This window comes from Mesorhizobium sp. WSM4846, from assembly GCF_055811415.1.
Map to the genome: position 1 here is coordinate 83,980 of NZ_JBVVPZ010000020.1, position 23,762 is coordinate 107,741.

Here is a 23,762-nt window from a genome sequence, read left to right on the forward strand (position 1 = left end):
GCTAAAAATGACACCCGTTCGGCGCCTGGTGCGGCGAATCCGAAATTCGCATCATTCCTGGTCCGACGCGAGCGAATTTTGGATTTCATCACGCCAGCAACTTGCTGAAAATCCAGCGTCGTGGGTTGAAGTGGGAACGCAGACGCCCTCAATTCGCAGGAGCTTGAAATCCACAAAATGGGTGTTTCAAGCTGTTCACGAAGCGCGAAACGTAACTTGCAGTCGCGTGCCGCAACAGTCTAGTGTCGCGTCTTCTTCGAAAGCTGATTTTGGGTGCACCAATGCTGCAGTGGCTGGATAGCGTGGCGGGTCCCGGTTATGCCGCGGCGATCCTGTGGACCGTTGTCGCGCTTGTCCTTGTGGTCATCGTTCTCCTCATCATCAAGCTGGTCCGCAATCTGACTTTTGGAACATTCGTTGCCGGCGGCAGGAACCGCAAGACGCGGCTGGCGGTGATGGACGCCACCGCAGTCGACAGTCACCGCCGGTTGGTGCTGGTGCGCCGCGACGATATCGAGCACCTGCTGCTGATCGGCGGCCCAACCGACGTCGTCGTCGAACGCGACATCAGGCTGTCGGCGCTGCGCCGTCCTGCACTGACCGGAGATGGCGGCGGCCATCAGCCGGCACCGCCGCCGCGCGCGCCGCAACCGGCTCCCGCGCCAGTGAGGCAAACACCGTCTCCGCAGCCGGCAAGCAACGCCCCAACGCCGGGCCGGCCGCATCAGCCCGCCCCGGCGCCGAGGCCAGCAGCGCAAAGCCCTCAATCGACGACCATCACGCCGCTGCCCGCCTACACCAATGCCGTTCGGTACGCGCCATCGCCGGCAAGACAGGATTCCCCGGCAAAGCCGAATTCCCCGGCAAAAGAGGATTCCATCGACGATACGCTGATGAGGGAGCTCGAGGTCCCGTTTGATGACCCGCACCCCGCCAAGCCGGAGAGCAAGCCGGCGGCGAAAGAGCCGTCGTCTCTCGATGACGAGATGACGAAGCTTCTCGGCGAGTTGTCCAGCCAGAAGCGATAACCGGCCAACAGCCAATAAAAAAATGGCCGGAGACCGGCCATGACAAATTCGCTGGCTGCTTTTAGACGCTTCGCCCGCTTGGACGCTTCGCCCGTGCTTCAGTCGTCGCGGTAGACCTTCTCGCGGCGTTCGTGGCGCTCCTGCGCCTCGATCGACAGGGTCGCGATCGGACGCGCATCGAGCCGCTTCAGCGCGATCGGCTCGCCGGTTTCCTCACAATAGCCGTAAGTGCCTTCATCGATGCGCTGAAGCGCAGAATCGATCTTTGAAATGAGTTTCCGCTGGCGATCTCGGGCGCGAAGTTCGATGGCGCGGTCGGTTTCCGAAGAGGCGCGATCGGCGAGATCGGGGTGGTTGGCGTTTTCCTGCTGCAGGATTTCGAGAGTTTCGCGCGCTTCGCGCAGTATGTCGTTCTTCCAGGTGACGAGCTTCATGCGAAAGTAGGATTTCTGCCGCTCGTTCATGAACGGCTCGTCTTCGGAGGGTACGTAATCGGCGGTAACGATGTCGTTCATTCGACTCACCCAGACAGCCCCAAATTTGGCGCCTATATATTCACGGACCGAATGCTGCACAAGCGCAATCGACGATAGATTCACGCAATTGTTAATCTCGGCCAAAATGCCATGGGCCGCATCATTCGCATGAAGGGCGCGACCGAATTCGCGTATGATTCGTTAGGTTTGTAGGGCGCCGGCCATTGTGCGCAAGGCGTTTCTCATGACTAATCCCGCAGCGCCTTTTGACGAGTTCGGTGTTTGGCACAAGCGAGGGACCGGTGAGCAAGCTTTATCTGCTGAGGCATGCGAAGGCCGGATGGGCCCTGCCGGGCATGCGCGATTTCGATCGTCCGCTCGACGCATCCGGCGTCGCCGACGCCGAAACGATGGGTGCGGTCATGCGGGCCTGCAACTACATTCCGGGCCTGACCCTTTGCTCGAATGCAAAGCGAGCGCGCCAAACGCTTGAGGGCCTGGCCGGTCACACCGATACGGGCCGGGTCCTGTTCCTGGAGACGCTCTACAGCGAGGATGCCGCCGGCTATCTCAACCTCATCCGCGGCAATGGGGAGCCAGGCTCGCTGCTCGTCGTCGGCCACAATCCAATGACGGAAGATCTCACCATCGCGCTTTCGGGCGATGGCGAGGAGGCTGCCAGGGGAATGCTGAACCACGGCTTCCCGACCTCCGGCCTCGCGGTCGTCCGTTTTCCAGGCAGTCTTGCCAACGCCGCACAAGGCACCGGCTATCTCGAAGCCTTCCTGTCGCCGGCCGATATCTGACGCCTTTTCAAACGTAGCGTGGTGGATTTGACGTTCCTGCCACTTCAATGGCGTCAGCGTTCAGGAACTTCAAATCCAAAACCACGCTAGAAACGATGTTTTGCCGGTGTGACTTAGAATCCGAAATTCGCTCACTGCGATGCTCCAAGGTACTGCGAATTTCGGATTCGCCACACTAGCCGGCAGCGCCTATATCGGGGCGGACCGAAGCCCCGAGAGACCGCATTTTGGCATCATCGCTGACCACTTTCACCGACGAGGCGAAGATTGCCCTGGATACTCTGTCGGGGCGCGCTACCGGGCTTTTTTCGCCATCGCTGCGGCTGGGTGTTACCGGCCTCTCCCGCGCCGGCAAGACGGTGTTCATCTCAGCCTTTGTCCACAATCTGATCCACGGCGGGCGGTTGCCGCTGTTCGAGGCGCAGAAATCGGGGCGTATCGCCCGTGCCTTCCTCGAAGAGCAACCCGATGACGCCGTGCCGCGATTCCAGTACGAGGACCACATCGCGGCCTTGGTCAACGACCGCCTGTGGCCGGATTCGACACGTGCCATTTCCGAGCTGAGGCTTACCATCGAATATGAATCGGCCTCCGGCTGGAGCCGCATGTTCTCATCAGGCAGATTGTCGGTCGATATCGTCGACTATCCTGGGGAATGGCTGCTTGACCTGCCGCTGCTCGGGAAATCCTACGCCGATTTCTCACGCGAAGCCTTTGACATGGCCGTGCTGCCGGTGCGCGGCGACCTTTCGCAGGAATGGCGCGCGCTCTCCGCCGCAATCGACCCGAATGCCGACGCCGATGAGATGACGGCGCGACGCCTAGCCGAGAGCTTCGCCGCATATCTCAAGGCATGCAAGCTCGACGAGCGGGCGCTTTCGACCCTGCCACCCGGCCGTTTCCTGATGCCCGGCGACCTTGAGGGCTCACCGGCGCTGACCTTCGCGCCGTTGCCGGGGCTGAGCGAGCGGCGGGCGCGGCCCGGGTCGCTTCAGGCTATGATGGAGCGGCGCTACGAGGCCTACAGGACGCATGTCGTAAAGCCGTTCTTCCGGGAGCACATCACGCGCCTCGACCGTCAGATCGTTGTGATTGACGCCTTGCAGGCCTTGAATGCCGGGCCCGGCGCGATGGCCGATCTCGAACGTGCGGTGACCGAAATCCTCGCCTGCTTCCGCCCCGGTCGCGGCAATTTCCTGACGGACTTTTTTTCAAGGCGCATCGACCGCATATTGGTGGCGGCGACAAAGGCGGACCATCTGCATCACGAAAGCCATGACCGGCTGCAGGCGATCGTGCGGCGGCTCGCCGACCGCGCCGTGGCGCGGGCGAATTTCACCGGCGCCGATGTCGACGTGGTCGCCCTGGCGGCGGTGCGAGCGACCCGGGAAGGCACGGTCAAGCAAGGCCGTGAAACGCTGCCGGTCATCATCGGCACACCGTTGAAAGGTGAAAAGATCAACGGCGAAACATTTGATGGCAGAACAGAAACAGCCATATTTCCCGGAGACTTGCCGGAGAAAATTGATGCAGTGTTCGATGTCTCCGGACCAGACCGTCAGCAGAACCCGGGTCATCGGCAGGCCAATGAGGACCCGGCGATCCGCTTCGTGCGCTTTCGCCCGCCAAAACTCGAACGCACTGCCGAAGGCGTCACGCTGTCGCTGCCGCATATCAGGCTCGACCGTGCCCTGCAGTTCCTGATCGGAGATCATCTGGCATGACCGCGCCCCGCAAGCCGGCGGCATTTCGCATCGAGCCGGAAGCCCCGCCAAAGCAACAGGCGGCCCCCCGCCAGCCCGACGCCGCTGCGGCGAGAAAACCACGCACCGTGAACGCTGACCTTGCCGTCGTCACGCCGGCGGAAATCGACGTTTTCGACGAGCCGGACATCATCGCCGCCGAACCGCCGCCGGCGACCGCGCCGCGGAAGCGTTCGATATCAGGCAGCCTGTTCTTCGGCGCATTGGGCGTTCTGGTTTCGCTGGCCCTCGGCCTTTGGACCGACCAACTGATTCGCGATCTGTTCGCGCGTGCCGAATGGCTGGGCTGGGTGGCCGCCGGCATGGCCGTGATCGCGCTGCTCGCGCTCCTGGTCATCCTTGCCCGCGAGTTCCTGGCGATCGCCCGCCTCGCCGAGGTCGAAAAGCTGCAGAAGCTGGCGCTCGACGCCATCGCCCGCGACGATCCGAAAGCCGCTCGCGCCGTGGTCGACGAACTGTCGGCCTTTGTCGCGGCCAAACCCGAAACCGCGGCCGGCAGACGCGCCCTGGCAGACTTGCGCGACGAGATCATCGACGGTGGCAATCTGGTGCGCCTGGCCGAGACCGAAATCCTCGGCCCCCTCGATGCGCGCGCCAAGGTGATGATCCTCGAAGCGGCAAAGCGTGTGTCGCTGGTGACGGCGGTCAGCCCTCGCGCTCTGGTCGACGTCGCCTATGTCGTGTTCGAAGCCGGCCGGCTGATTCGCCGCCTGTCGGAGCTTTATGGCGGCCGGCCGGGCACGCTGGGGTTCTTCCGGCTGGCACGCAGCGTTCTCGCCCATCTGGCGGTGACCGGCTCGATTGCCGTCGGCGACAGTTTCGTGCAGCAGATCGTCGGCCATGGCCTTGCCGCCCGGCTCTCGGCAAAACTTGGCGAAGGCGTCGTCAACGGCATGATGACCGCGCGCATCGGCATTGCTGCGATGGAAACCGCAAGGCCCCTGCCCTTCAGCGCCGCGAGGCGGCCCGGCATGGGCGATTTCCTGTCCGCGCTGACATCATTTGCAACCAAAAAGCAGAAGGAAACATCCGCTTCCGACACCTGACGACCGTCTCCGACGCGGCACGTCCTGGTGGCGCGCAAAGGGATGCTGCAGTACTTTGGTTTTGCCCATGATCCCAGCGCAAATCGCTTCCGACTTCGGGGCATGCGCATGCGGTGACGAAGCATTAACCAATCTTGTTCATGGTCGGACGGGTTCCAAACCAGTCTCTTTGTTGCCGGGTGTCGTCGATGAAAAGCGTGATCTTGTCTAGCGTCCTGCCCATGGCAGTCGTGGTTTCAACAACCGCCGGCATGGCCGAAAAGACCTTTGCGGCAGAACGGGACAAGAAGTTCTTTCAATCGGTGAAAGGCGAATGGGTCGGCCCGGGGGAAATCGTCGCCGGCAAATACAAGGGAACGAAATTCACCTGCAATTTCACCGGTTCGACGCCGGACGGCAAGATCGGCATGTCGCTCGACGGCGGTTGCCGGGTCGGCATGTTCACCCAGCAGATGTCGGCGACGATCCAGCACAAGGGCCGCGAGGGCTACAAGGGCAGCTTCATGGGCGGTGCCGCCGGTTCCGGTCTCGACATCATCGGCGGCAACGTGGTCAGCGCCAACAAGGTCGTCTTCACCATCAACCGTAACCAGTTGCGCGGCGTCATGCAGGCTCTTGTCCCCAACGACAATTCGATGACAGTGACGGTTGCGGTGCGCGTCGACCAGCAATTGGTGCCGGTCATCGGCATGAAGCTGAAGCGCGTCGATACGCTCGAAGTCGGCTCTATCGTGCCGAACTGACCGATCGTCTGCGCATCCAGTGAAAATGCAGCGCGCTGTGCGATTTAGTGAATGGTGAATGGTGAATGGTGAATGGAATTAGATATTCACTACTGACTACTGACTATTCACTATTCACTATTCACCAAAAAAGCGGCAGCCACGGCCACCGCTTCTTTTAGCAAAACTCAAATCGATTCTCAGGCCTTGATGGCGGCAGTCAGCTCGTCATAGGCCTTGCAGGCCTCCTCCGCCGTCGTCGCGCCCTGATACCTGGTTGTGACCGCTTGCACCTTGGCGGTGAGATCGGCTGCCTTGGCCGGATCCTTGGTGATCGCCTCCTGAAGGGCTGCGGTCATGTCCTGGGCCTTCTTGGTCAGCATTTCGGTGGTGCAGTCCGGCGCCTTCGAGCAGGCCGATCCGGCAAGCGCCGCGATGCCAACGGCAACAAGCAAAAATGTCTTCATGTCAGTCGTCTCCCTCAAAAAAGGGCGGCCGACTTGATCGTCATCCGCCCTTCACGGCCAAGGCCGCGGCGTCCTTAGCGCCCGATTGCTGCAACACACAACGCAGCCGGTGCATAAAGTTGTGGAGCGCGCCTGCAACACTGCTGCACCAGTTTCCGGATTCGGACTGTTCGATCTCAGCCCAAGCCCCTATCTTTGCCGCTCGATGCCGCAGCACGTGCAGCGGCCCTTACAGAGAACGGAACGGCAGGCATGGCGGCAGAAGCAGCGGGCAGCGATCTGATCCACGTCGTGGCGCTGCTCGCCGCAGGTGTTGTCGCCGTGCCGATCTTCAAGCGCATCGGGCTTGGCTCCATCCTCGGCTATCTGGCGGCCGGCGTGGTCATCGGCCCGTTCGGCATCGGCATCTTTTCCGAATCGGAAGCCATTCTTCACGTCGCCGAGCTCGGCGTGGTCATGTTCCTGTTCATCATCGGGCTGGAGATGCAGCCGTCACGGCTGTGGGGCCTCAGGCGAGAGATCTTTGGCCTTGGGGCATTGCAGGTCGGCGTGTGCGCGCTGTTGCTGACCGGCGTAGGACTGGCGGGAGGTTTTCCGGTCTCGCAATCCTTCGTCGCCGGCGCCGGTTTCGTGCTGACCTCGACGGCGATCGTCATGCAGCTTCTGGAGGAACGCGGTGAGATCGCCGCGCCCAAAGGCCAGCGCATCGTCTCCATCCTGCTGCTCGAAGACCTGGCGATCGTGCCGCTGCTGGCGCTGATCGCTTTCCTGGCACCGGGCGGCGCCGATATGAGCGTGACGCAGCGGCTGACGGACGTGGGCATCGGTCTTGCCGCCATCGTCGGGCTGGTGCTGGCCGGGCGTTACCTGCTCAATCCGTTCTTCCGCATCCTGGCGGATGCCCGTGCCCGCGAAGTGATGACCGCCGCCGCCCTTCTGGTCGTTCTGGGGTCGGCGCTTGCCATGCAGCTCAGCGGCCTGTCGATGGCGATGGGCGCTTTCCTGGCCGGCGTGCTGTTGTCGGAATCCACCTTCCGCCATCAGCTCGAGGCCGACATCGAACCCTTCCGCGGTGTGCTGCTCGGGCTGTTCTTCCTCGCTGTCGGCATGTCGCTCGACCTGCACGTGGTTGCCCAGAACTGGCGGCTTGTCGCCATCTACGTCGTCGCCTACATGGTGATAAAGGCGATCGGCATCTACCTCGTCGCCCGCATCCTCAAGACCGGCCACCGGGAGGCGCTCGAGCGCGCCGTCTTCATGGCGCAAGGCGGCGAATTCGCCTTCGTTCTCTATTCCGCCGCCGCGGCGGTCGGCATCATCGACAGCCAGGCTAACGCGACGCTGACGGCGATCGTCATCATCTCCATGGTGCTGACGCCGCTGGCCATTCTGGCATTGCGGTATCTGACGCCGCGCGACGAGCAGTCGCTCGAAGGCGTCGACATCGCCGATGGCCTGACCGGCAGCGTGCTGATCATCGGCTTCGGCCGCTTCGGCCAGATCGCCAGCCAGCCGCTGCTGTTGCGCGGGATCGACGTCTCGATCATCGACAATGAGGTCGAGATGATCCAGGCGGCGGCCGATTTCGGTTTCAAGGTCTATTATGGCGACGGCACGCGGCTGGACATTCTGCGTGCCGCAGGCGCCGGCCGCGCGCGCGCCGTGTTGATCTGCGTCGAAAAGCCCGATGTCGCCGTCCGCATCGCAAAGCTGATCAAGGCGGAGTTTCCCCTACTCACCGTGCTGGCACGCGCTTTCGACCGCGGAACCGCACTGCAGTTGATACGTGCCGACGTCGATTTCCAGATTCGCGAAACCTTCGAATCAGCGCTTGTCTTCGGCGGCTCCACGCTGGAAGCACTGGGCGTCGACCCGGAGGAAGTCGCCGAGGTGATCGAGGACGTTCGCCACCGCGATGCCGCCCGTTTCGAGTTGCAGCTCGCCGAAGGGGTTCGCGCCGGAGCGCGCTTCCTCAAGGGCAATATCGGCACACCCATTCCGACACCGCTCAGCCAGCCGCGCCGCTCCGGTCAGGCGCTCAATGAAGAAACCGCCGGCGTTCTGCACAAATCCGAGCCGGCCGACTAAACGCGTGGAGACCACAGATGACCGTACTGGACGAGCGCGCCCTCTCCGTCACCAAATTCTGGCGTGACGCCGGGAAAGATGCATGGTTCGAGAAGAATGACGCCTTCGACGCGGAATTCCGCAACCGGTTTCTCGAGCTGCATTACGCTGCCGCGCGGCGCGAATGCGACGGATGGTCGGAGCATGCCGAAGGCTCATTGGCGCTGATGATCCTGCTCGACCAGTTCCCGCGAAATTGTTTTCGCGGCACCGGCCATATGTATGCCACCGACCCGCTGGCAAGGCATTTTGCCGAAAAGGCGATCGCCGCCGGCCAGGATCTGGCGCTCGACGAAGCGCTTCGCGTCTTCCTCTATTTGCCTTATGAGCATTCGGAGCATCTCGCCGACCAGCTCAAATCGGTGGACCTCACTACCGCCAAAGCCCAATCCTATCTGAAGTATGCCGTCGAGCACCTGGAGATCATTCAGCGCTTCGGCCGCTTTCCGCATCGAAACAGGATGCTTGGCCGCGAGACGACGCCGGAGGAACAGGTGTTCCTCTACGGCGGCGGATTTGCCGGCTGAGCTCAGTGCATCGGAGCCAAAAGTGGCTAAAGGTTTTGGTTCGATGCTTTAGGTCAACCACCAATCCCGGCCGGACGGCAGTCGCTCGATGCCGGCACTGTCGAGAGCGGCAAGCCGCTCCGCCACGCTTCTGCCGTCGACGGTGAGGTCAGGCGCGATCTCGGCCAGCGGCGCCAGAACGAAGGCGCGCTCCAGCATGCGCGGATGCGGCACTTCCAGCCCGGTTTCGTGGATGATCCGATCACCGAACACCAGAATGTCGATGTCGATCAGCCGTGGACCCCAGCGCTCCTCGCGCACTCGCTTCAGTCTGCGCTCGAGGTCGAGGCAGAGATCGAGCAATGCATGTGGTGCGAGCACGGTCGAAATTTCGGCGGCCGCATTGAGAAAATCCGGCTGGTCGAGCTTGCCCCAGGGCGGCGTGCGGTAAAGCGAGGAGACGACAACGACGCGCGCGTTCCCGTCGGCGTCCAGCATGCGCAGCGCCGCGCCCATCGACCTTGCCGGGTCGCCGAGATTGCCGCCAAGGCTGAGGTAGACCGTGTTATTGGGGCCAGGCAACGGTCACCTCGACATGATCGAGCACGCCGGGCACCGGCGCGTTCGGCTTGCGCACAGTGATCTCGGCCTTTTTTATCTGGGGAAAGCGGGCTGTCAGCGCCCGGGCCACCTCCAGCGCCAGCGCTTCTATCAGAAAACGCCTCTCCCCGGTGATGATCTTTTCGATCACCCCGAAGGCAACGCCATAGTGGACGGTATCCTCGATGGAATCATCGACCAGCGCGCGGCCGGGTTCGACGGTGAGCGCAGCGTCGACATAGAAACGCTGGCCGAGCGTCTCCTCCTCATCCAGCACGCCGTGCCGAGCGAAGAAGGCGCAATTTTTCATGCGGATGATATACATCGCTCAGCGTCCTGCTCGATTGGAGCGATGCGCGTCCGCTTGGGCGCACAGACTACGCTCTAAGGCTTTTAATCTACGCATCCTGCTGGAATCGATTTCGATTTGCGAGCTATGCGGCGGTTTCACGCGCCAGCATAGCATCCGCAACCGCCAGCGCATCCACATTGATTGCGACATCGTGGACGCGAAAAAGCCGCGCGCCTTTGAGCCTCAGTATGACGCTCGTCGCCGCTGTTCCGGCGTCTCTGGCCGAGGCGTCGCGGCCGGTGACGGCGCCGATGAAGCGCTTTCGCGATGTACCGGCCATCAGCGGAAAGCCCAAGACATCGAGCTCGGAAAACCGTGCCATCAGGTCGAGATTTTCCTCCGCGGTTTCCTTGGCGAAGCCAAAGCCCGGATCGAGCACGATCTGGTTGTCGGCAACCCCGCTTCGCCGGGCGATTTCCAGGGACTTCTCGAGGAAGAAGAACTGATCCTCGATCACGTCGGGCAGTTTTTGCCTGTCACGCCCGGTGTGCATGATGACAAGCCCGGCGCCGGTCTCGGCCGCGACCCGCGCGATGCCCGGTTCGCGTTGCAGGCCCCAGACGTCGTTGAGGATATGCGCGCCGGCGGCGACGGCAAGCCGGGCGGTGTCCTCGCGATAGGTGTCGACCGAAATCAGCGCCTCGCCGAGCCCGGCGAGCGCCTCGATGACAGGCAGCACGCGGGCCTGCTCTTCCTCGATGGCTACCGGAAATGCGCCGGGGCGTGTCGATTCCCCACCGACGTCAATGACGGAGGCCCCTTCTTCCACCATCCGGCGCGCCTGGGCAATCGCCTGTTCGGGCGCGACGAACAGTCCGCCGTCAGAAAAACTGTCCGGCGTGACATTGAGAATACCGACGATCACCGCCTTGCCGCCAAGGTCGAGATGGCGCCCATGCGCCAACTGCCATCGCCCTGTCGTCATTGTCGATAAACCATGTGTGATCCACCAAAGATCAATTCCGTTGCGTCGGCAACGGCCGTAGCGCAAGGTAGGCAAAGAGGCAACATGATGAAACGATCCCTGCTTTGCGCCCTGATGCTTGCTTGTTCCGCCTTGCCGGCGGGCACGGCGAATTTGGTGAAGACATATAGCTATTTCAGCATCGGCGGCAGAACGCTCGATGATATCGGATCCCAGCTTACGAAACTTGGACCTCGGGTGAAAAGCACCGGGATGCGGCATCCAGGCGCCACGCAGATGGCGTTCATCACCCGCGTCAGCTATGCGGAAAGATCGAACTCCTGCGCGGTTGCCGACGCCGATGTCACCGTCAAGGTCAAGGTGATCCTTCCCGAGTGGCGCCGCCCGCGCAAGGCTGATGCCGGCGTAAGGCTGTTTTGGGATACATTGTCCGCCGACATCAAGCGTCATGAGGACCGCCATGTCGAGATCGCCAAGAACCATGCCGGCGAACTCGAGGATGCGCTGAAGGCGACCCACCCGCGCAAGACGTGCCAGGAGGCCAAGGCCAAGGCAGCGGAGATCTCCGCCGCTATTCTTGCCAAGCACGACCGCGCTCAGATGCAGTTCGATCGCGTCGAAACCATCAATTTCGAAAGCCGCATCCTGCGGCTGCTGCGTTATCGCATGAAGCGCATCGAAAACGGCCAGCTGCCGGGTTAGCTTCGGCCAGACGGTAAGGGCGATTCTCGTCGAGTAAGAGACTCAGCCGGCGACGCCGAGCTTCTTCTGCAGGCTGGTCGACGACGTTGTATACTGGAATACGATGCGCTCGCCGGGGCTGACGATGCGCTTGGCCGCCTGCGCCATCAGCGCGACCTCATGGAAGCCCGACAGGATCAGCTTCAGCTTGCCGGGATACCAGTTGATGTCGCCGACGGCGAAGATGCCCGGTACCGACGTCTGGAATTTCTCGGTGTCGACCGGGATCAGGTTCTCATGAAGATTGAGCCCCCACTCGGCGATCGGTCCGAGCTTCATGGTCAGGCCGAAGAACGGCAGCAACCGAGTGCACGGCACCTCGGTGTCACCATCGGGACCCTTGATGGTCGCCGCCGAGAGATGGCCGTCCGTGCCGGTCAGCCCGGTCACCTGCCCGACCTGGAAATCCAGTTCCTCCATCTCCTGCATGGCGTACATCTTGTTGACGCTGTCGGGCGCCGCGCGGAACTCCGGCCGCCGGTGGACAAGTGTCACGCTCTTGGCCACCGGCTGCAGGTTCAGCGTCCAGTCGAGCGCCGAATCGCCGCCGCCGACGATAACCAGGTCGTGGCCGCGGAATTCCTCCATCCGGCGCACCGAGTAGAAGACGCTCTTGCCCTCATAAAGCTCGATGCCCGGAATTGGCGGCCGCTTCGGCTGGAAAGAGCCGCCGCCGGCGGCGATAACCACAATCTTGGCTTCAAACACCTCGTTCTCGTCGGTGATGACGCGAAAGCTGCCGTCCTCGAGCTTTTCGAGGCTCGAGACCATGCGGTTGAAGGTGAAGTCGGGCTTGAACGGCGCGATCTGCTCAAGCAGTCTGTCGACCAGGCCCTGGGCCGAGATCGATGGCCAGCCGGGAATGTCGTAGATCGGCTTTTCCGGATAGAGTTCGGCGCATTGCCCGCCGGGCCGATCGAGTATGTCGATCAGATGGCATGTCATGTCGAAGAGGCCGAGCTCGAACACGGCGAACAGGCCGACAGGCCCTGCCCCGACAATCAATACGTCCGTCCTGATGATATCGGTCATGAATGCGCCTTCGATGCGCATGACCCCGAAAATCGGAATCGATTCTCGCCGGGGATCCTGCGCCAAATCACCGTGCTACAGCGTGCTTTGCGTGTTCCAGGGAACGTGCGGCGCTGTAGAGAACGGCGCGACACTGCATGACCGTTGGCCCGCTGCCAAGCCGGCGCCGGAAAAATCGGCTATCCCCCGCTTAAGCCTCCACGCTTCAGCCCTGGCGGGCGGGCACGCGCACAACCAGGCCGTCGAGAGCGTCGCGCACCTTGATCTGACAGGAGAGCCGTGAGTTCGGCTGGACGTCGTAGGCGAAGTCCAGCATGTCCTCTTCCATCGCTTCCGGCTCGCCGACCTCCGCCGTCCATGCCTCATCGACATAGACATGGCAGGTCGCGCAGGCGCAAGCGCCGCCGCATTCGGCCTCGATCCCCGGCACGGCGTTGCGGATCGCGTTCTCCATGACGGTCGAGCCGTTTTCGGCATCCACGTCAAAATGTGTGCCGTCATGGGCGATGAAGGTCAGCTTGGTCATTTGTCACCTGAAGGGAGTCCCAGCCGAGATAATCACTCCCGCTGACAAGTCAACTGCGGCGCGAAAGCGGCGCTCTATGCCGTTTTTTTCGGAAATGGGTTTAACGGCTGATGGCGGCGACGAAATCGCGGACTTCTTCGATCAGGGAGCCAAGCCGCTTGAGGGTATTGGTATCTTCAGGTTGAAGTTCGATCGCGCCCGCGCAATCGGCAACAGCGAAGGCGCCGACGCCGCGCGCCGAGCCTTTCAGCCCGTGCGCCAGGAGCAGTCTTTGCTTCACATCGGCGTCGACGATCCTGTCGCGAACCGACAATGCCTGCTGCACGAACAGCGCCAGCACCTCCTGTTCGAGGCTGCGGTCGCCCATCGTCTGGCGCGCCAGATGCGCCAGGTCCACGGGCCGCGACCCGGCCGTTCCCGACACATCGCCGCCGGGCATCGAGAAGGCAATGCCGTTTTCGCCACGCATGACTCTGCAACTCCGTTCTTCCAGCCGCCAAAAATAGGCAGCCGCCAAAAAAATAGGCCCATCCTGTGGACGACGGGTTAATGATTGGCCCGGAAAAATGTTGCGATAGCGGCGCCGGAATCACAGTTCTGTTAACCTTATATTTAAAGTTTTACGTATCGCACCGAATGCGTGTTTTCTTTACCCCGGTGTGTCATTACGATACGAAAGGTCCATTTTCAGCCTCTTGCGTGGGACACGAAAAGCAAAATCACAAGTCCCGCGGCAGCTTGTACAGGGTAGCGAAGGCATGGCGAAGAAAACAACGACGACAAGAACGCTCGACAACGACGTAGCCAGGGAACTCGAAAAAGCACTTGAAATCGATCTGAACAGCGATGCCGACGGCGACCTCGACATCGCCGCGTCGATGGAGGATCTGGAAGCGCAGATATCGCAGGCGGCCGACGAGTTGGCACGCGAGGGCCGTGACCAGGATGCCGAGGCTGTCGCCGGCCAGAACCAGGATGCCGAGCCTGTCGCCAACCAGAATCAGGATGCCGAGCCTGTCGTCAACCAGAGCCAGAATGCCGAGCTTGCCGCCAATCAGGACCAGAAAGCCCAGGACCAGAGAGAAGCGGCAAACGCCAGGCCGGCTGAACCGCGCCCTGCTGAACTGCGCCCCGTTGAAACGCGCCCTGTTGAAACGCGCAATGGCACGCAGTCGGCCGGCTTCACGCCGGCCAACGATCCTCGTCAAAAAGATTACAAGACGCTGCTGCACACCCTCAATCGGCGTGCCTCGAACACGATCTACTGGGTCGTGGCGCTGGTTTCGCTCGCCTGGGTCGCGGGTGCCGGTGCATTGGCAAACCTGCTGTTTGGCCCAGACATTTGGCAAATCCGCACCCCCGGCCAGTTTTTCGCCCGTCCCGAACTGATTGGCCTGGCAATCGCTGTGATCCTGCCCGTCCTCCTGTTCTGGGCGTTTGCAGCCATGATTCGCCGCGCGCAGGAGATGCGCATCGCCGCTCAGTCGATGACGGAAGTGGCTTTCCGCCTGACCGAGCCGGAGCAAATCGCCCAGGATCGCGTCATGATGATCGGGCAAGCCGTGCGCCGCGAGGTTGCGGCCATGGGTGAAGGCATCGAGCGCACGCTTGCACGTGCCGTCGAGCTCGAAACCCTGGTCCACAGCGAGGTCAATCAGATCGAGCGCTCCTATTCGGAGAATGAATCCCGCATCCGCTCGCTTGTCGACGGGCTGGGCAGCGAGCGCGAAGCGGTGGTCACCCACGCCGAACGCGTGCGCGCCTCGATCACCGGCGCGCATGAGACGCTGAAGGACGAAATCGGGGCTGCCAGCGACATCATTCGCGACAGCATCCTCAACGCCTCGACCAACCTGTCGATGACCATCACCAATTCCGGCGACACGTTGATCGACAGGATCAACCAAAGCTCGCTGTCGATCTTCGATTCGGTGGAAGGCCGGCTCGAATCCATCACTGACCGGCTGTCGACCTCCGGCGAAGCCTTCGCCAGCCTTCTCGACACACGCATTGCCAAGCTGACGGAGACGACCGACGGCCTCACCCGGTCGCTGACCGATCTGCTCGACGATCGGACCTCCGGCATGGTGTCGCTGCTCGGCGGCGCCGCACGCACGCTCAACTCCGAATTTGAAGCCAGCCTTGACGGCATCGAGCGGACGCTGGCCGAACGCGGCCAGGTGCTGATCAGTGAGTTCCAGACCCGCGCCGAAGCGCTGGACACCGGCACCCAAAAGCTCAACGCCGCGCTCGAGGCCCGCGCACGCCAGATCAACGAGACCCTGGTCGAGCGCGCGCGCGAAATCGCCCATACCTTCCAGGAGAGCAAGGAAACGCTTTCGGCGATGATCGATCAGGGCAAGACCCAGATCGGCGCCGACATGGCCGACATCGTTTCGTCGACCTCGTCGATGCTCGAAGCACGCGCCGGCGATTTCGCCGGCCGCATGGAAGCGGCCCGTCATGTGGTGTCGCGCGCCTTCGACACCGACATCCAGCGGCTTGCCGATGCCCGCGTCGGTATCGAGGAGGCTGTCGAGAACCACAGCCGCACGCTTTCCGAAAGCCGCGAACACATGACGGCGGCCATGCAGGCCGATCTGGAGAAATTCGCCGAAAGCCGCGCCGGCATCGACGCGGCTGTCACCGACCAGGTGCAAAGGCTTGCCGAAGGCCGCAACCTGATCTCGCGCGCCCTCGAGGAGGATCTGCGCAAGGTCAACGAGTCGCGCGCCGCCATCGATGCGTCGCTCGGCAGCCATCTCGAACGGCTCGAAGAGGGCCGCAACAGGCTTTCGCAGGCCTTGAACGAAGACTCCGGAAAACTTGTACAAGCCCGCACGATCATTGACGAAATGGTTGCCGGCCATGTTGGCAAGCTCGCCGAAGGCCGCAGCATTCTTTCACGCGCTCTCGATGCCGATCTCGGCAAGCTGGCCGACAGTCGCGCCAGCATCGACGGCCTGGTCGCTGGCCAGGTCGAGAAGATCGCCGAAGGTCGCGCCTTGCTCGCCAAGGCGTTGGAAACCGACATTGTCCGCATCAAGGGTCTCATCGAGACCCATTCCGCCAAACTGGCGGAAGACCGCAGCGAGCTTTCGCGTTCGCTCCAAGACGACCTGTCCGGCATCCGAGGCCTGATCGAGGACCATTCGGGCAGGCTCGCCGACGATCGCAGCCTGCTTTCGCAAACGCTCGAGGCAGACCTTGCCAAATTGGCGGAAAGCCGGTCGAGCATCGACGGGCTGGTCGCCGGTCAGGTCGAGAAGCTGGCCGAAGGCCGCAACATCCTCAAGCGCGCGCTCGAATCCGATCTCAACACGATCAAGGAGGTCATATCAGGCCAGTCCGAAAAGCTGGCGGAAGACCGTGGTCAGCTCTCGAAGGCGTTGGAAACCGACCTGCAGAGCGTGAATGGCCTTATCTCCGATCACATGAACAGGCTCTCCGAGGACCGTTCAATCCTGTCGAAGGCGCTCGAAGACGATCTCGCCAAGCTGGCCGAAAGCCGGTCGAGCATCGACGGGCTGGTTGCCGGCCAGGTCGAGAAACTGGCCGAAGGCCGCGACATCCTCAAGCGCGCGCTCGAATCCGATCTCAACACGATCAAGGAGGTCCTATCAGGCCAGTCGGAAAAGCTGGCGGAAGACCGTGATCAGCTCTCGAAGGTGTTGGAAACCGACCTGCAGAGCGTGAACGGCCTTATCTCCGATCACATGAACAGGCTCGCCGCAGATCGCTCGACCCTGTCCCAGGCGCTCGAAGACGATCTCGCCAAATTGGCGGAAAGCCGGTCGAGCATCGATGGGCTGGTTACCGGGCAGGTCGAGAAACTGGCCGAGGGTCGCGACATTCTCAAGCGCGCGCTCGAATCCGATCTCAACACGATCAAAAGCGTTATATCGGACCAGTCCGAAAAGCTTGTGGAAGACCGCTCGATCCTGTCGAAGGCGCTCGAAGACGATCTCGCCAAGCTGGCGGAAAGCCGGTCGAGCATCGACGGGCTGGTTGCCGGCCAGGTCGAGAAGCTGGCCGAAGGCCGTGACATCCTCAAGCGCGCGCTCGAATCCGATCTCAACACGATCAAGGACGTCATTTCAGGCCAGTCCGAAAAGCTGGCGGAAGATCGTGGTCAACTGTCGCAGGCGTTGGAGACCGACCTGCAGAATGTGAATGGCCTGATCTCCGATCACATGAACAGGCTCGTCACAGACCGCTCGACCCTGTCCCAGGCGCTCGAAGACGATCTCGCCAAATTGGCGGAAAGCCGGTCGAGCATCGACGGGCTGGTTGCCGGCCAGGTTGAGAAGCTGTCCGAAGGCCGCGACCTGCTCAGACGCGCGTTGGAAGCCGACCTCAATACCATCAAGGGTGTCGTCGCCGACCAGTCTCAGCAGCTGACCGACAATCGCGCAGAGTTTGCGCGGGCGCTGGAGGCCGATCTCGGCAGCGTCAATGGTCTTGTGAACAGCCACGCCGAGAAGCTCGTCCAGGACCGCTCGATCCTGTCCAAGGCGCTCGAAGACGATCTTGCCAAGTTGGCGGAAAGCCGGTCGAGCATCGACGGGCTGGTTTCCGGCCAGGTCGAGAAGCTGGCCGAGGGCCGCGACATCCTCAGACGTGCGCTGGAAGCAGACCTGCAGAAAATTGCGGCGAGCCGCAGTGACATAGACGACATCATCGCCGGGCACGTCGGCAAGCTGGCCGAAGGCCGCGACGCGCTGACCCGTGCGCTGGAGGACGACCTCTCCAGGCTCGCCGACACGCGCATGGAAGTCGACCGTTCCCTGTCCGGCCATATCGACCAGATCGCCGCCAGGAGCACCGACATCTCGGACGCCATTGCCGCCGACGTCGAAAAGATCGAGCAGGCGTTCAGCCGCCAGACCGGCATCATCGAGGAGCGCGCCGGGACCATGGAGCGCGCGCTGTCGACCGGCGTCGACAACGTCCGCAACGTGCTCGAAAAGAGCGCCGTCTTCGTTGCCGGAGCGCTGCGCGAAAAGGTCATGGAAGTCACCAGCGCGCTGCATGAGCAGGCAGGCGCGGCTTTCAGTGACGCCGATCGCAAGATCGCCGAACGGGCGGAACAGACCTCTGCTGCCCTGCTCGCCAGGGCGGAGGATATCGCACGCACCTTCGAGGAAGCGGATCGCCGCCTCGCCGCACGTGCCGAAGACACGTCGAGCGCGCTCGTTGCCCGGGCGGAGGGTGCATCGAGCGCAATCATGGCCCGCGTCGACGACACCTCGAACTCGTTGCTGGCGCGCGCCCAGGAGACGGCCGACCAGCTGGCTGCCCGTGCCAGCGAGATCGCCGGTACATTCGATGCGGCGGACCAGAAGCTGGTTGCCCGCGCGGTCGAAACGGCGCAGTCGCTGGCGGAACGCGCCGGCGACATCCTGCGCAATTTCGAAGGCGCCGACGAACGGCTCAGCGTGCGCATCGGCGAATCGGCCGAAGCGCTCGCAGCGCGCGCATCGGACCTCGGCCGCATCTTCGATGCTGCCGACCAGCAGCTGATCTCGCGCATCGCCGAAGGTTCGGAAGCGCTGTCGGCCCGCGCGTCCGAGATCGGCCGCATCTTCGATGAGGCGGATCACCGCCTGGTGTCGCGTATCGCCGACAGCACGTCGACGATCGGAGAACATGCCGACAACATCGTCGGGGCCTTCGCCAGCACCGAGCAGCGGGTTGCCGAACGTGCAAAGCAGACCGGGCAGGACCTGGCCGTCCACGCCCGTGAGATCGAGCAGGCGCTCGCCGGCGCCGACGAGCGCCTGGCCTCCAGCGCGGCGGCCGCGGCGGCTCGCGTCGAGGAACAGGTTGCCGGCGTCGAAAACCGTCTGGTCAACACCACCGAAACGATAGGCCAGAAGCTCAACGAGCAGGTTTCGACCGCCGAGGCGCAGCTCATTTCGCGCGCCAACTCGATCGCCGAAACGTTCACGGCGGTCGGCCAGCATATCGGCCAGAGCACCAACGACGCGGCGAAGACCATCGGCACCAACACCCGCGAGCTCAACACCATGCTTGCGGCACGTTCGGCCGAGATCTCGAAAATCCTCGACGAAACGGCACGGCCCCTGGTCGAGCGCTTCGCGCTGGGCGGCTCGGAACTGCAAAAGAGCATGGAAGAGGTGACCGAACGCGCCACCGAGAAGCTGCGCAGCGAAAACGCCGCCTTGGTTGACGCGCTCGCCAGCCGCACGGCCGAAACATTGTCGGCCGTCGAAGGGGCGCGCTCGACGCTTGCCGACAGCGTCGCCGATCTCATCGGCCGCATGAGCACCTCGAGCGCACAGCTCGGCCAGCTGATCGAACAGGCGGCGGCCAATCTTGGCCAGGTCGACGAACGCCTGACCGGCAGCACGCAAAGCTTTGCGGCGACAACGGAAAAAGCCGCGCAGACTTTCGCCAGCTCGGCGCGTCTGGTCGATTCGAACACGACACGGCTTACCGAGCTGTCGTCCTCGACCTTGCGCGAGGTTGCCTCGATCGCCACCAAGTTCGACGAGCACAGCCGATTGCTGTCGAGTGCTTCGGACCTGTTGAGCTCGGCCCAGAGCAACCTCGAACACACGCTGGAAAGGCAGTCGTCGCTGGAGGACCTCGCCGTCGGCCTGGTCAAGAAGTCGGAGGATCTTGAAAAAGTCATGCGCTCGTTCGAGGATCTGGTCGGCCAGACGTTGCAGAACGCCGAAGGCAAGACGCTGGAGTCGGCGGACAAGATCCGTACCTCCATTGCCGACGTCGTCGATTCGGCAACCAAGCGCTTTGCCGACGCGACCGAGGAGATGCGACGCACCGCCAGCTCGATCAAGAGCGAGCTCGACCTTACCCGCGCCGAGCTCAAGAAGGGTGTCATCGAGATGCCGGAAGAGGCAAAGGAATCGACCACGGCCATCCGCCGTGCCGTTTCCGAGCAGATCAACGCGTTGAAGGAACTATCTGAAATCGTTGCGAAATCTGGCCGCAGCACCGACTCCTCGGAGCCACGCAACCTGCGCCCGGCACAGCAGGCGCCTGCCCCGCGCGCCACTGAGCCGCTGCGCCGTCCTCCGGCCCCGGAACCGCTTGCCCCGCAGGCGCCGTCGGGTGACACCGCACTGCGCGGCGACCTGGAACGCCCGCCGGAGACGGCGCCGCGCCAGCGCGACCCTAGTGGCCGTGCGCCGCAAGGCGGCTGGGTACGCGATCTGTTGACCGGGGCATCGCGCGAAGAGGCGGCCAAGCCCGCAGCACCTTCGGAAGCGCCCCGCTCGGCGGCCCCTGCCCAGCGTTCGCCGCTTCATGTCGTGGAGTCGCTCAACTCGCTTTCCGTCGACATCGCCCGCGCTATCGATCACGACGCCTCGATCGAACTGTGGAACCGCTACCGGAGCGGCGAGCGTGACGTGTTCACCCGGCGTCTCTACACGCTGAAGGGACAGCAGACGTTCGACGAGATCCGGCGCAAATATCAGATGGAGGCGGAATTCCGCGCCGCCGTCGACCGTTACTGCGACGACTTCGAAAAGCTGCTCAAGGACGTCTCGCGCAACGACCGCGACAACATGATGGCGCAGACCTACCTGACGTCGGACACCGGCAAGGTCTATACGATGCTTGCCCACGCCAGTGGCCGCCTGCATTGATCAGACGATAAGCGAACAGAAAAAGGCGGGAAACTCCCGTCTTTTAGGGCAATCGCTTCGGGTTTGAATTTCACACCGTTACCGGCGTTGGCGCTGCCCCTCAGGCGGCGCCGGCTGCGACAATTGAGTGCCCGGCTGTGGTTAGATCACCGAATCGGTCCAGCGGACGATGTCCTTGGCGGCATCGCCGAACGCCCTGTCGAGCGCGTCGACATAGGCCTGGTTGCCGCTGCCCGAGACGGGCGCGGTCGCGTTGAAGCTCTTGGAGGCGCGCACCTCGCCATTGCGGTCGTTCAATATCCGCACGAACAGCTCGACCTCGGCGTGTTGGCCGCCGTCGACGCGGACTTCGAAGGAACGGACTTCGACGATCACCTGATAGTCGATCGCCAGGCCCTCGCCCGGCTTGCCGACGCCGGCGAAACTGCCCGAGCGCTGGAATGTCTCGGCCAGCCGCGCCTGCACGATCAGCGGCAGCCGGTCGGCCCATTGCGCTCCCTTGAGGTACTGGATCGAGCGCACCGACGGCTTGATGACGATGTTCTGGCTGTCCAGCGCCTTGAGCGCGGAAGGCTGGGCGATGAGGATTTGTTGGCGGCCGCGGCCGCGCGCATCGAGCGACGGCGCCGACAGTTCGAATGTGTCCAGGGGGGCCGGCCCGCCGCCCGGCAAAAACGCGCAGCCGGCCAGCGAAAGCGCAAGCAATGCAACACCCGCAGTGGGCCCGCCCGATTTGACCCCCCCCAATTTTAGCACGCCCAATTTAAGCACGACCGACTTCACACGCGATCCCCGTTGTCCCCGAATCGAATGGGCAAATCGCATCCGCAGCGTACTTGCCTGCCGTTCTTGGGGCCGGCGAAAGCCGAAGTCAACGCCGCACCCTGCCATCGAATTGCCGAACCTCACCTTCGCCGCCTGACAGGATTCGCTGCGGATTGCGGCTGAGATCCGTTACCGCCTCTTCGATGCGGTTGATCGAACGACGGCTGTCCTGGACCAGCGCTTCGACGTCCTGCAGGCCCTGGCCGGAGAATCGCGCCAGATTGTCGGTGATGGTGCCGAGGCGGGCGTTCAGCGTGTCGGCAACTTGCTTGAACGATTTCAGCGTGTTCCTGGCATCGGCTATCATGCCATCGGCCTGGCCTGAGCCGAGCAATGTATCGACCTTGACGAGGATGCCGTCGACACGCACCGAAGCATCGTTGAGGCGCTCCGCGAGCTGTTGCGCGTCCTTGATCGTCTGGTCGATATCGTCGGCCCGGTTGGCGAATTTGTTGGTCACCTTGGCGATGTCGGCGGCAGCCTCGTTGGCGTTTTCGCTGGCCTTCTGGATGTTGGCCAGCGCGGTGCGGACCTGTGCCGGGTCGATGCCGTCGAGAATGCCGTCGACCTTGGCCAGCGTGCCTTGCGTCCTTTGGGCGAAATCGTTGATCGATCCCACCGCGGTGTCGACATTCCTGACGACCCTGTCGAACTGCTTGCTGGTTTCCTTCAGGTTAGTGGTCACCGTATCGACATTGGCGACGATGCTCTTGATCTGATCCTTGTCGACGGCGTTGAGCAGCCCTTCCGCCGCCTTCAGCGTGCCGTCAAGCTTGCCCGAGACGCCCCTCAGTTCCTCCGACAGCGTACTGACGCTGGCGAGGAATTTGTCGATGCCGTCGGAGTTCTTGGCCAGCGCATCGGAGAAGGTCTGCACATTGTTGACGGTCTGCGTCAGCGGCCCGCGAACGTCCCTGGTGAAGCCTTCGAGCTGGGAAAGAACCGTATCGGCGCGGGTGAAGATGTTCTGCGCCGTCTGCAACAGGTTGGTGACCGCCGACGGGTTGGCGACGATCTCGGCGACGCGGCCCTCCTGCTCCGCCTGGTCGAGAAGGTTGACCTCCTTGGGGTCAGCGCCCCTGAGCTCGATACTCGCTTGGCCGGCGAGGCTGACGATCCCGATATCGGCCTGCGTCGATTTGGTGATCGGCGTCGTGCGGCCTACTTCGGCTTCGGCTATGGCGTCGTTCGGATTGGCGGGGTCGATATAGACGCGCCTGACATCCCCGACCCTGACGCCGTTGAACAGCACGAAACTGCCGCGGCCGAGGCCGGAAGCCGATCCCGGAATGCGCACCCGCAGCATCGCCGTCTCACCCCTGTCGCCAATCGCGGCCGTCCAATAGACGAACGCGAATGCCGCCAGGATCGCGGCTAGCGTGAAAATGCCGACAATGACGTAGTTGGCTCTGGTTTCCATTTATCCACTTATGGCTACGCGCGGGCCGCAAGATCAAGTTGCCGCGCACGTTTTCCGCGAAAATAGGATTTCACCCAGGGTTCCTCGCTTTTGAGCATGTCGTCGATCGTGCCTTCGACCAGCACTTTCTTATTGCCGAGCACGGCCACCCGGTCACAAGCGGTGAACAGCGTGTCGAGATCGTGCGTGACCATGTATACGGTCAGATCCATGGTATCGCGCAGCTTGACGACCAGTTCGTCGAACTCAGCCGCGCTGATCGGATCGAGGCCGGATGTCGGCTCGTCCAGGAACACGATGTCGGGGTCGAGCGCCAGCGCGCGCGCCAGCGCCGCACGCTTGATCATGCCGCCGGAAAGCTCGGACGGGAATTTCTGCGCCGCATCCGGCGGCAACCCGACCAGTTCGACCTTGAGCATGGCCAGCTCGTCCATCAGCTTTTTCGGCAGATCGAGATATTCGCGCATCGGCACCTGCACGTTTTCGAGCACCGTGAGCGCCGAAAACAGCGCGCCGTGCTGAAAGAGGACGCCAAGGCGCATGTCGATGCGAAGGCGCTCCCTCTCGCTCGCCTTTTCGACATCGACGCCGAACAGCTTGATCGTTCCCGACTGCTTGTGCACCAGGCCGAGAATGGTGCGCAGGAGAACCGACTTGCGGGCGCCGGCGGCGCCCCCCAAGCCCCGAAATTTGACACGGCGGCTAATGTGCGGCAAATTTTAGAGAAATAACATTTAGCCGCAGGAGACCGTGACGTCGTGGG

At 62.7% G+C, this 23,762-nt stretch carries 19 protein-coding genes and 1 pseudogene; 9 read left to right on the forward strand and 11 right to left on the reverse strand.

Features of this window, described 5'->3' with window-relative positions; all coding sequences use genetic code 11:
• The first annotated feature begins 281 nt into the window (after positions 1 to 281).
• The gene (locus AC0L15_RS18215) at positions 282 to 1,028 is read left to right on the forward strand and encodes a flagellar biosynthetic protein FliO (protein ID WP_287175215.1); all 747 of its coding nucleotides are present in this window, start codon (positions 282 to 284) and stop codon (positions 1,026 to 1,028) included.
• A 98-nt stretch (positions 1,029 to 1,126) separates the two neighbouring features.
• Here the strand turns inward: AC0L15_RS18215 and dksA are convergent, their stop codons facing one another.
• Positions 1,127 to 1,543, reverse strand: a complete 417-nt coding sequence (gene dksA, locus AC0L15_RS18220; RefSeq protein WP_127852111.1) for an RNA polymerase-binding protein DksA — start codon at positions 1,541 to 1,543, stop codon at positions 1,127 to 1,129.
• A gap of 263 nt (positions 1,544 to 1,806) precedes the next feature.
• Between dksA and AC0L15_RS18225 the strand changes: the two genes are divergently transcribed.
• The 4 genes from AC0L15_RS18225 to AC0L15_RS18240 all read left to right on the forward strand — a co-directional run bounded on the left by AC0L15_RS18225 (position 1,807) and on the right by AC0L15_RS18240 (position 5,862).
• Positions 1,807 to 2,310, forward strand: a complete 504-nt coding sequence (locus AC0L15_RS18225) for a SixA phosphatase family protein (RefSeq protein WP_287247802.1) — start codon at positions 1,807 to 1,809, stop codon at positions 2,308 to 2,310.
• 227 nt (positions 2,311 to 2,537) lie between these two features.
• Entirely contained in the window at positions 2,538 to 4,034 is a 1,497-nt protein-coding gene (locus AC0L15_RS18230) for a YcjX family GTP-binding protein (RefSeq protein ID WP_287247804.1), read from the forward strand.
• The gene (locus tag AC0L15_RS18235; protein WP_027151978.1) at positions 4,031 to 5,119 is read left to right on the forward strand and encodes a YcjF family protein; all 1,089 of its coding nucleotides are present in this window, start codon (positions 4,031 to 4,033) and stop codon (positions 5,117 to 5,119) included. Before AC0L15_RS18230 ends, AC0L15_RS18235 begins: the two co-directional genes overlap by 4 nt.
• A gap of 188 nt (positions 5,120 to 5,307) precedes the next feature.
• Positions 5,308 to 5,862 carry a hypothetical protein gene (locus tag AC0L15_RS18240; RefSeq protein ID WP_287247807.1) on the forward strand — a complete coding sequence of 185 codons (555 nt, stop codon included), beginning with the start codon at positions 5,308 to 5,310 and terminating at the stop codon, positions 5,860 to 5,862.
• A 179-nt stretch (positions 5,863 to 6,041) separates the two neighbouring features.
• On the opposite strand, the gene AC0L15_RS18245 is transcribed toward AC0L15_RS18240, so the two are convergent.
• On the reverse strand, positions 6,042 to 6,308 hold the full coding sequence (locus tag AC0L15_RS18245; RefSeq protein WP_287123220.1) for a hypothetical protein: 267 nt from the start codon (positions 6,306 to 6,308) through the stop codon (positions 6,042 to 6,044).
• A 252-nt stretch (positions 6,309 to 6,560) separates the two neighbouring features.
• On the opposite strand from AC0L15_RS18245, the gene AC0L15_RS18250 reads away from it, so the two are divergent.
• Positions 6,561 to 8,396, forward strand: a complete 1,836-nt coding sequence (locus AC0L15_RS18250; protein WP_473496683.1) for a monovalent cation:proton antiporter-2 (CPA2) family protein — start codon at positions 6,561 to 6,563, stop codon at positions 8,394 to 8,396.
• A 17-nt stretch (positions 8,397 to 8,413) separates the two neighbouring features.
• On the forward strand, positions 8,414 to 8,962 hold the full coding sequence (locus tag AC0L15_RS18255) for a DUF924 family protein (RefSeq protein ID WP_473496684.1): 549 nt from the start codon (positions 8,414 to 8,416) through the stop codon (positions 8,960 to 8,962).
• 48 nt (positions 8,963 to 9,010) lie between these two features.
• Here AC0L15_RS18255 and folK read toward each other — a convergent pair whose 3' ends face one another.
• The 3 genes from folK to folP all read right to left on the reverse strand — a co-directional run bounded on the left by folK (position 9,011) and on the right by folP (position 10,818).
• Positions 9,011 to 9,523: a 2-amino-4-hydroxy-6-hydroxymethyldihydropteridine diphosphokinase gene (gene folK / locus AC0L15_RS18260; RefSeq protein WP_287247813.1), complete on the reverse strand. Its 513-nt coding sequence runs from the start codon at positions 9,521 to 9,523 to the stop codon at positions 9,011 to 9,013.
• Positions 9,507 to 9,866, reverse strand: coding sequence for a dihydroneopterin aldolase (folB, locus tag AC0L15_RS18265; protein WP_027151983.1), 360 nt, complete (start codon positions 9,864 to 9,866; stop codon positions 9,507 to 9,509). Before folB ends, folK begins: the two co-directional genes overlap by 17 nt.
• A gap of 109 nt (positions 9,867 to 9,975) precedes the next feature.
• Positions 9,976 to 10,818: a dihydropteroate synthase gene (gene folP, locus AC0L15_RS18270; RefSeq protein ID WP_287247815.1), complete on the reverse strand. Its 843-nt coding sequence runs from the start codon at positions 10,816 to 10,818 to the stop codon at positions 9,976 to 9,978.
• Between the two features lie 84 nt (positions 10,819 to 10,902).
• Here folP and AC0L15_RS18275 point away from each other — a divergent pair, with 84 nt between their 5' ends.
• Entirely contained in the window at positions 10,903 to 11,520 is a 618-nt protein-coding gene (locus AC0L15_RS18275) for a DUF922 domain-containing Zn-dependent protease (protein ID WP_287247817.1), read from the forward strand.
• A gap of 42 nt (positions 11,521 to 11,562) precedes the next feature.
• On the opposite strand, the gene AC0L15_RS18280 is transcribed toward AC0L15_RS18275, so the two are convergent.
• From AC0L15_RS18280 to AC0L15_RS18290, 3 genes are all read right to left on the reverse strand, one after another.
• Positions 11,563 to 12,591: an NAD(P)/FAD-dependent oxidoreductase gene (locus AC0L15_RS18280; RefSeq protein WP_287247818.1), complete on the reverse strand. Its 1,029-nt coding sequence runs from the start codon at positions 12,589 to 12,591 to the stop codon at positions 11,563 to 11,565.
• Positions 12,592 to 12,796: 205 nt separating this feature from the next.
• Positions 12,797 to 13,117 carry a 2Fe-2S iron-sulfur cluster-binding protein gene (locus tag AC0L15_RS18285; protein ID WP_006334837.1) on the reverse strand — a complete coding sequence of 107 codons (321 nt, stop codon included), beginning with the start codon at positions 13,115 to 13,117 and terminating at the stop codon, positions 12,797 to 12,799.
• A 100-nt stretch (positions 13,118 to 13,217) separates the two neighbouring features.
• Positions 13,218 to 13,586 carry an Hpt domain-containing protein gene (locus tag AC0L15_RS18290; RefSeq protein WP_027151987.1) on the reverse strand — a complete coding sequence of 123 codons (369 nt, stop codon included), beginning with the start codon at positions 13,584 to 13,586 and terminating at the stop codon, positions 13,218 to 13,220.
• Between the two features lie 289 nt (positions 13,587 to 13,875).
• Between AC0L15_RS18290 and AC0L15_RS18295 the strand changes: the two genes are divergently transcribed.
• A complete protein-coding gene (locus tag AC0L15_RS18295) occupies positions 13,876 to 20,754 on the forward strand; it encodes a kinesin (RefSeq protein ID WP_473496685.1) in 6,879 nt (2,292 codons plus the stop codon).
• Positions 20,755 to 20,895: 141 nt separating this feature from the next.
• Here AC0L15_RS18295 and AC0L15_RS18300 read toward each other — a convergent pair whose 3' ends face one another.
• The 3 genes and pseudogenes from AC0L15_RS18300 to AC0L15_RS18310 form a co-directional block, all read right to left on the reverse strand.
• A complete protein-coding gene (locus AC0L15_RS18300; RefSeq protein WP_287247820.1) occupies positions 20,896 to 21,579 on the reverse strand; it encodes an ABC-type transport auxiliary lipoprotein family protein in 684 nt (227 codons plus the stop codon).
• A 46-nt stretch (positions 21,580 to 21,625) separates the two neighbouring features.
• Entirely contained in the window at positions 21,626 to 22,999 is a 1,374-nt protein-coding gene (locus tag AC0L15_RS18305) for an MlaD family protein (RefSeq protein ID WP_473496686.1), read from the reverse strand.
• Positions 23,000 to 23,013: 14 nt separating this feature from the next.
• Positions 23,014 to 23,682, reverse strand: a pseudogene (locus AC0L15_RS18310) (ABC transporter ATP-binding protein); the annotation flags it as partial.
• Between the last annotated feature and the right edge of the window lie 80 nt (positions 23,683 to 23,762).

What these genes read in the sequence shown, in the direction of transcription:
- AC0L15_RS18275 (WP_287247817.1), top strand. Translation starts at nt 10,903, where the DNA reads ATGATGAAACGATCCCTGCTTTGCGCCCTGATGCTTGCTTGTTCCGCC.
- AC0L15_RS18285 (WP_006334837.1), bottom strand. Translation starts at nt 13,117, where the DNA reads ATGACCAAGCTGACCTTCATCGCCCATGACGGCACACATTTTGACGTG.
- AC0L15_RS18300 (WP_287247820.1), bottom strand. Translation starts at nt 21,579, where the DNA reads ATGCGATTTGCCCATTCGATTCGGGGACAACGGGGATCGCGTGTGAAG.
- AC0L15_RS18280 (WP_287247818.1), bottom strand. Translation starts at nt 12,591, where the DNA reads ATGACCGATATCATCAGGACGGACGTATTGATTGTCGGGGCAGGGCCT.
- AC0L15_RS18290 (WP_027151987.1), bottom strand. Translation starts at nt 13,586, where the DNA reads ATGCGTGGCGAAAACGGCATTGCCTTCTCGATGCCCGGCGGCGATGTG.
- AC0L15_RS18215 (WP_287175215.1), top strand. Translation starts at nt 282, where the DNA reads ATGCTGCAGTGGCTGGATAGCGTGGCGGGTCCCGGTTATGCCGCGGCG.
- AC0L15_RS18240 (WP_287247807.1), top strand. Translation starts at nt 5,308, where the DNA reads ATGAAAAGCGTGATCTTGTCTAGCGTCCTGCCCATGGCAGTCGTGGTT.
- AC0L15_RS18305 (WP_473496686.1), bottom strand. Translation starts at nt 22,999, where the DNA reads ATGGAAACCAGAGCCAACTACGTCATTGTCGGCATTTTCACGCTAGCC.
- folP (WP_287247815.1), bottom strand. Translation starts at nt 10,818, where the DNA reads ATGACGACAGGGCGATGGCAGTTGGCGCATGGGCGCCATCTCGACCTT.
- AC0L15_RS18235 (WP_027151978.1), top strand. Translation starts at nt 4,031, where the DNA reads ATGACCGCGCCCCGCAAGCCGGCGGCATTTCGCATCGAGCCGGAAGCC.
- AC0L15_RS18250 (WP_473496683.1), top strand. Translation starts at nt 6,561, where the DNA reads ATGGCGGCAGAAGCAGCGGGCAGCGATCTGATCCACGTCGTGGCGCTG.
- dksA (WP_127852111.1), bottom strand. Translation starts at nt 1,543, where the DNA reads ATGAACGACATCGTTACCGCCGATTACGTACCCTCCGAAGACGAGCCG.
- folB (WP_027151983.1), bottom strand. Translation starts at nt 9,866, where the DNA reads ATGTATATCATCCGCATGAAAAATTGCGCCTTCTTCGCTCGGCACGGC.
- AC0L15_RS18295 (WP_473496685.1), top strand. Translation starts at nt 13,876, where the DNA reads ATGGCGAAGAAAACAACGACGACAAGAACGCTCGACAACGACGTAGCC.
- AC0L15_RS18245 (WP_287123220.1), bottom strand. Translation starts at nt 6,308, where the DNA reads ATGAAGACATTTTTGCTTGTTGCCGTTGGCATCGCGGCGCTTGCCGGA.
- AC0L15_RS18255 (WP_473496684.1), top strand. Translation starts at nt 8,414, where the DNA reads ATGACCGTACTGGACGAGCGCGCCCTCTCCGTCACCAAATTCTGGCGT.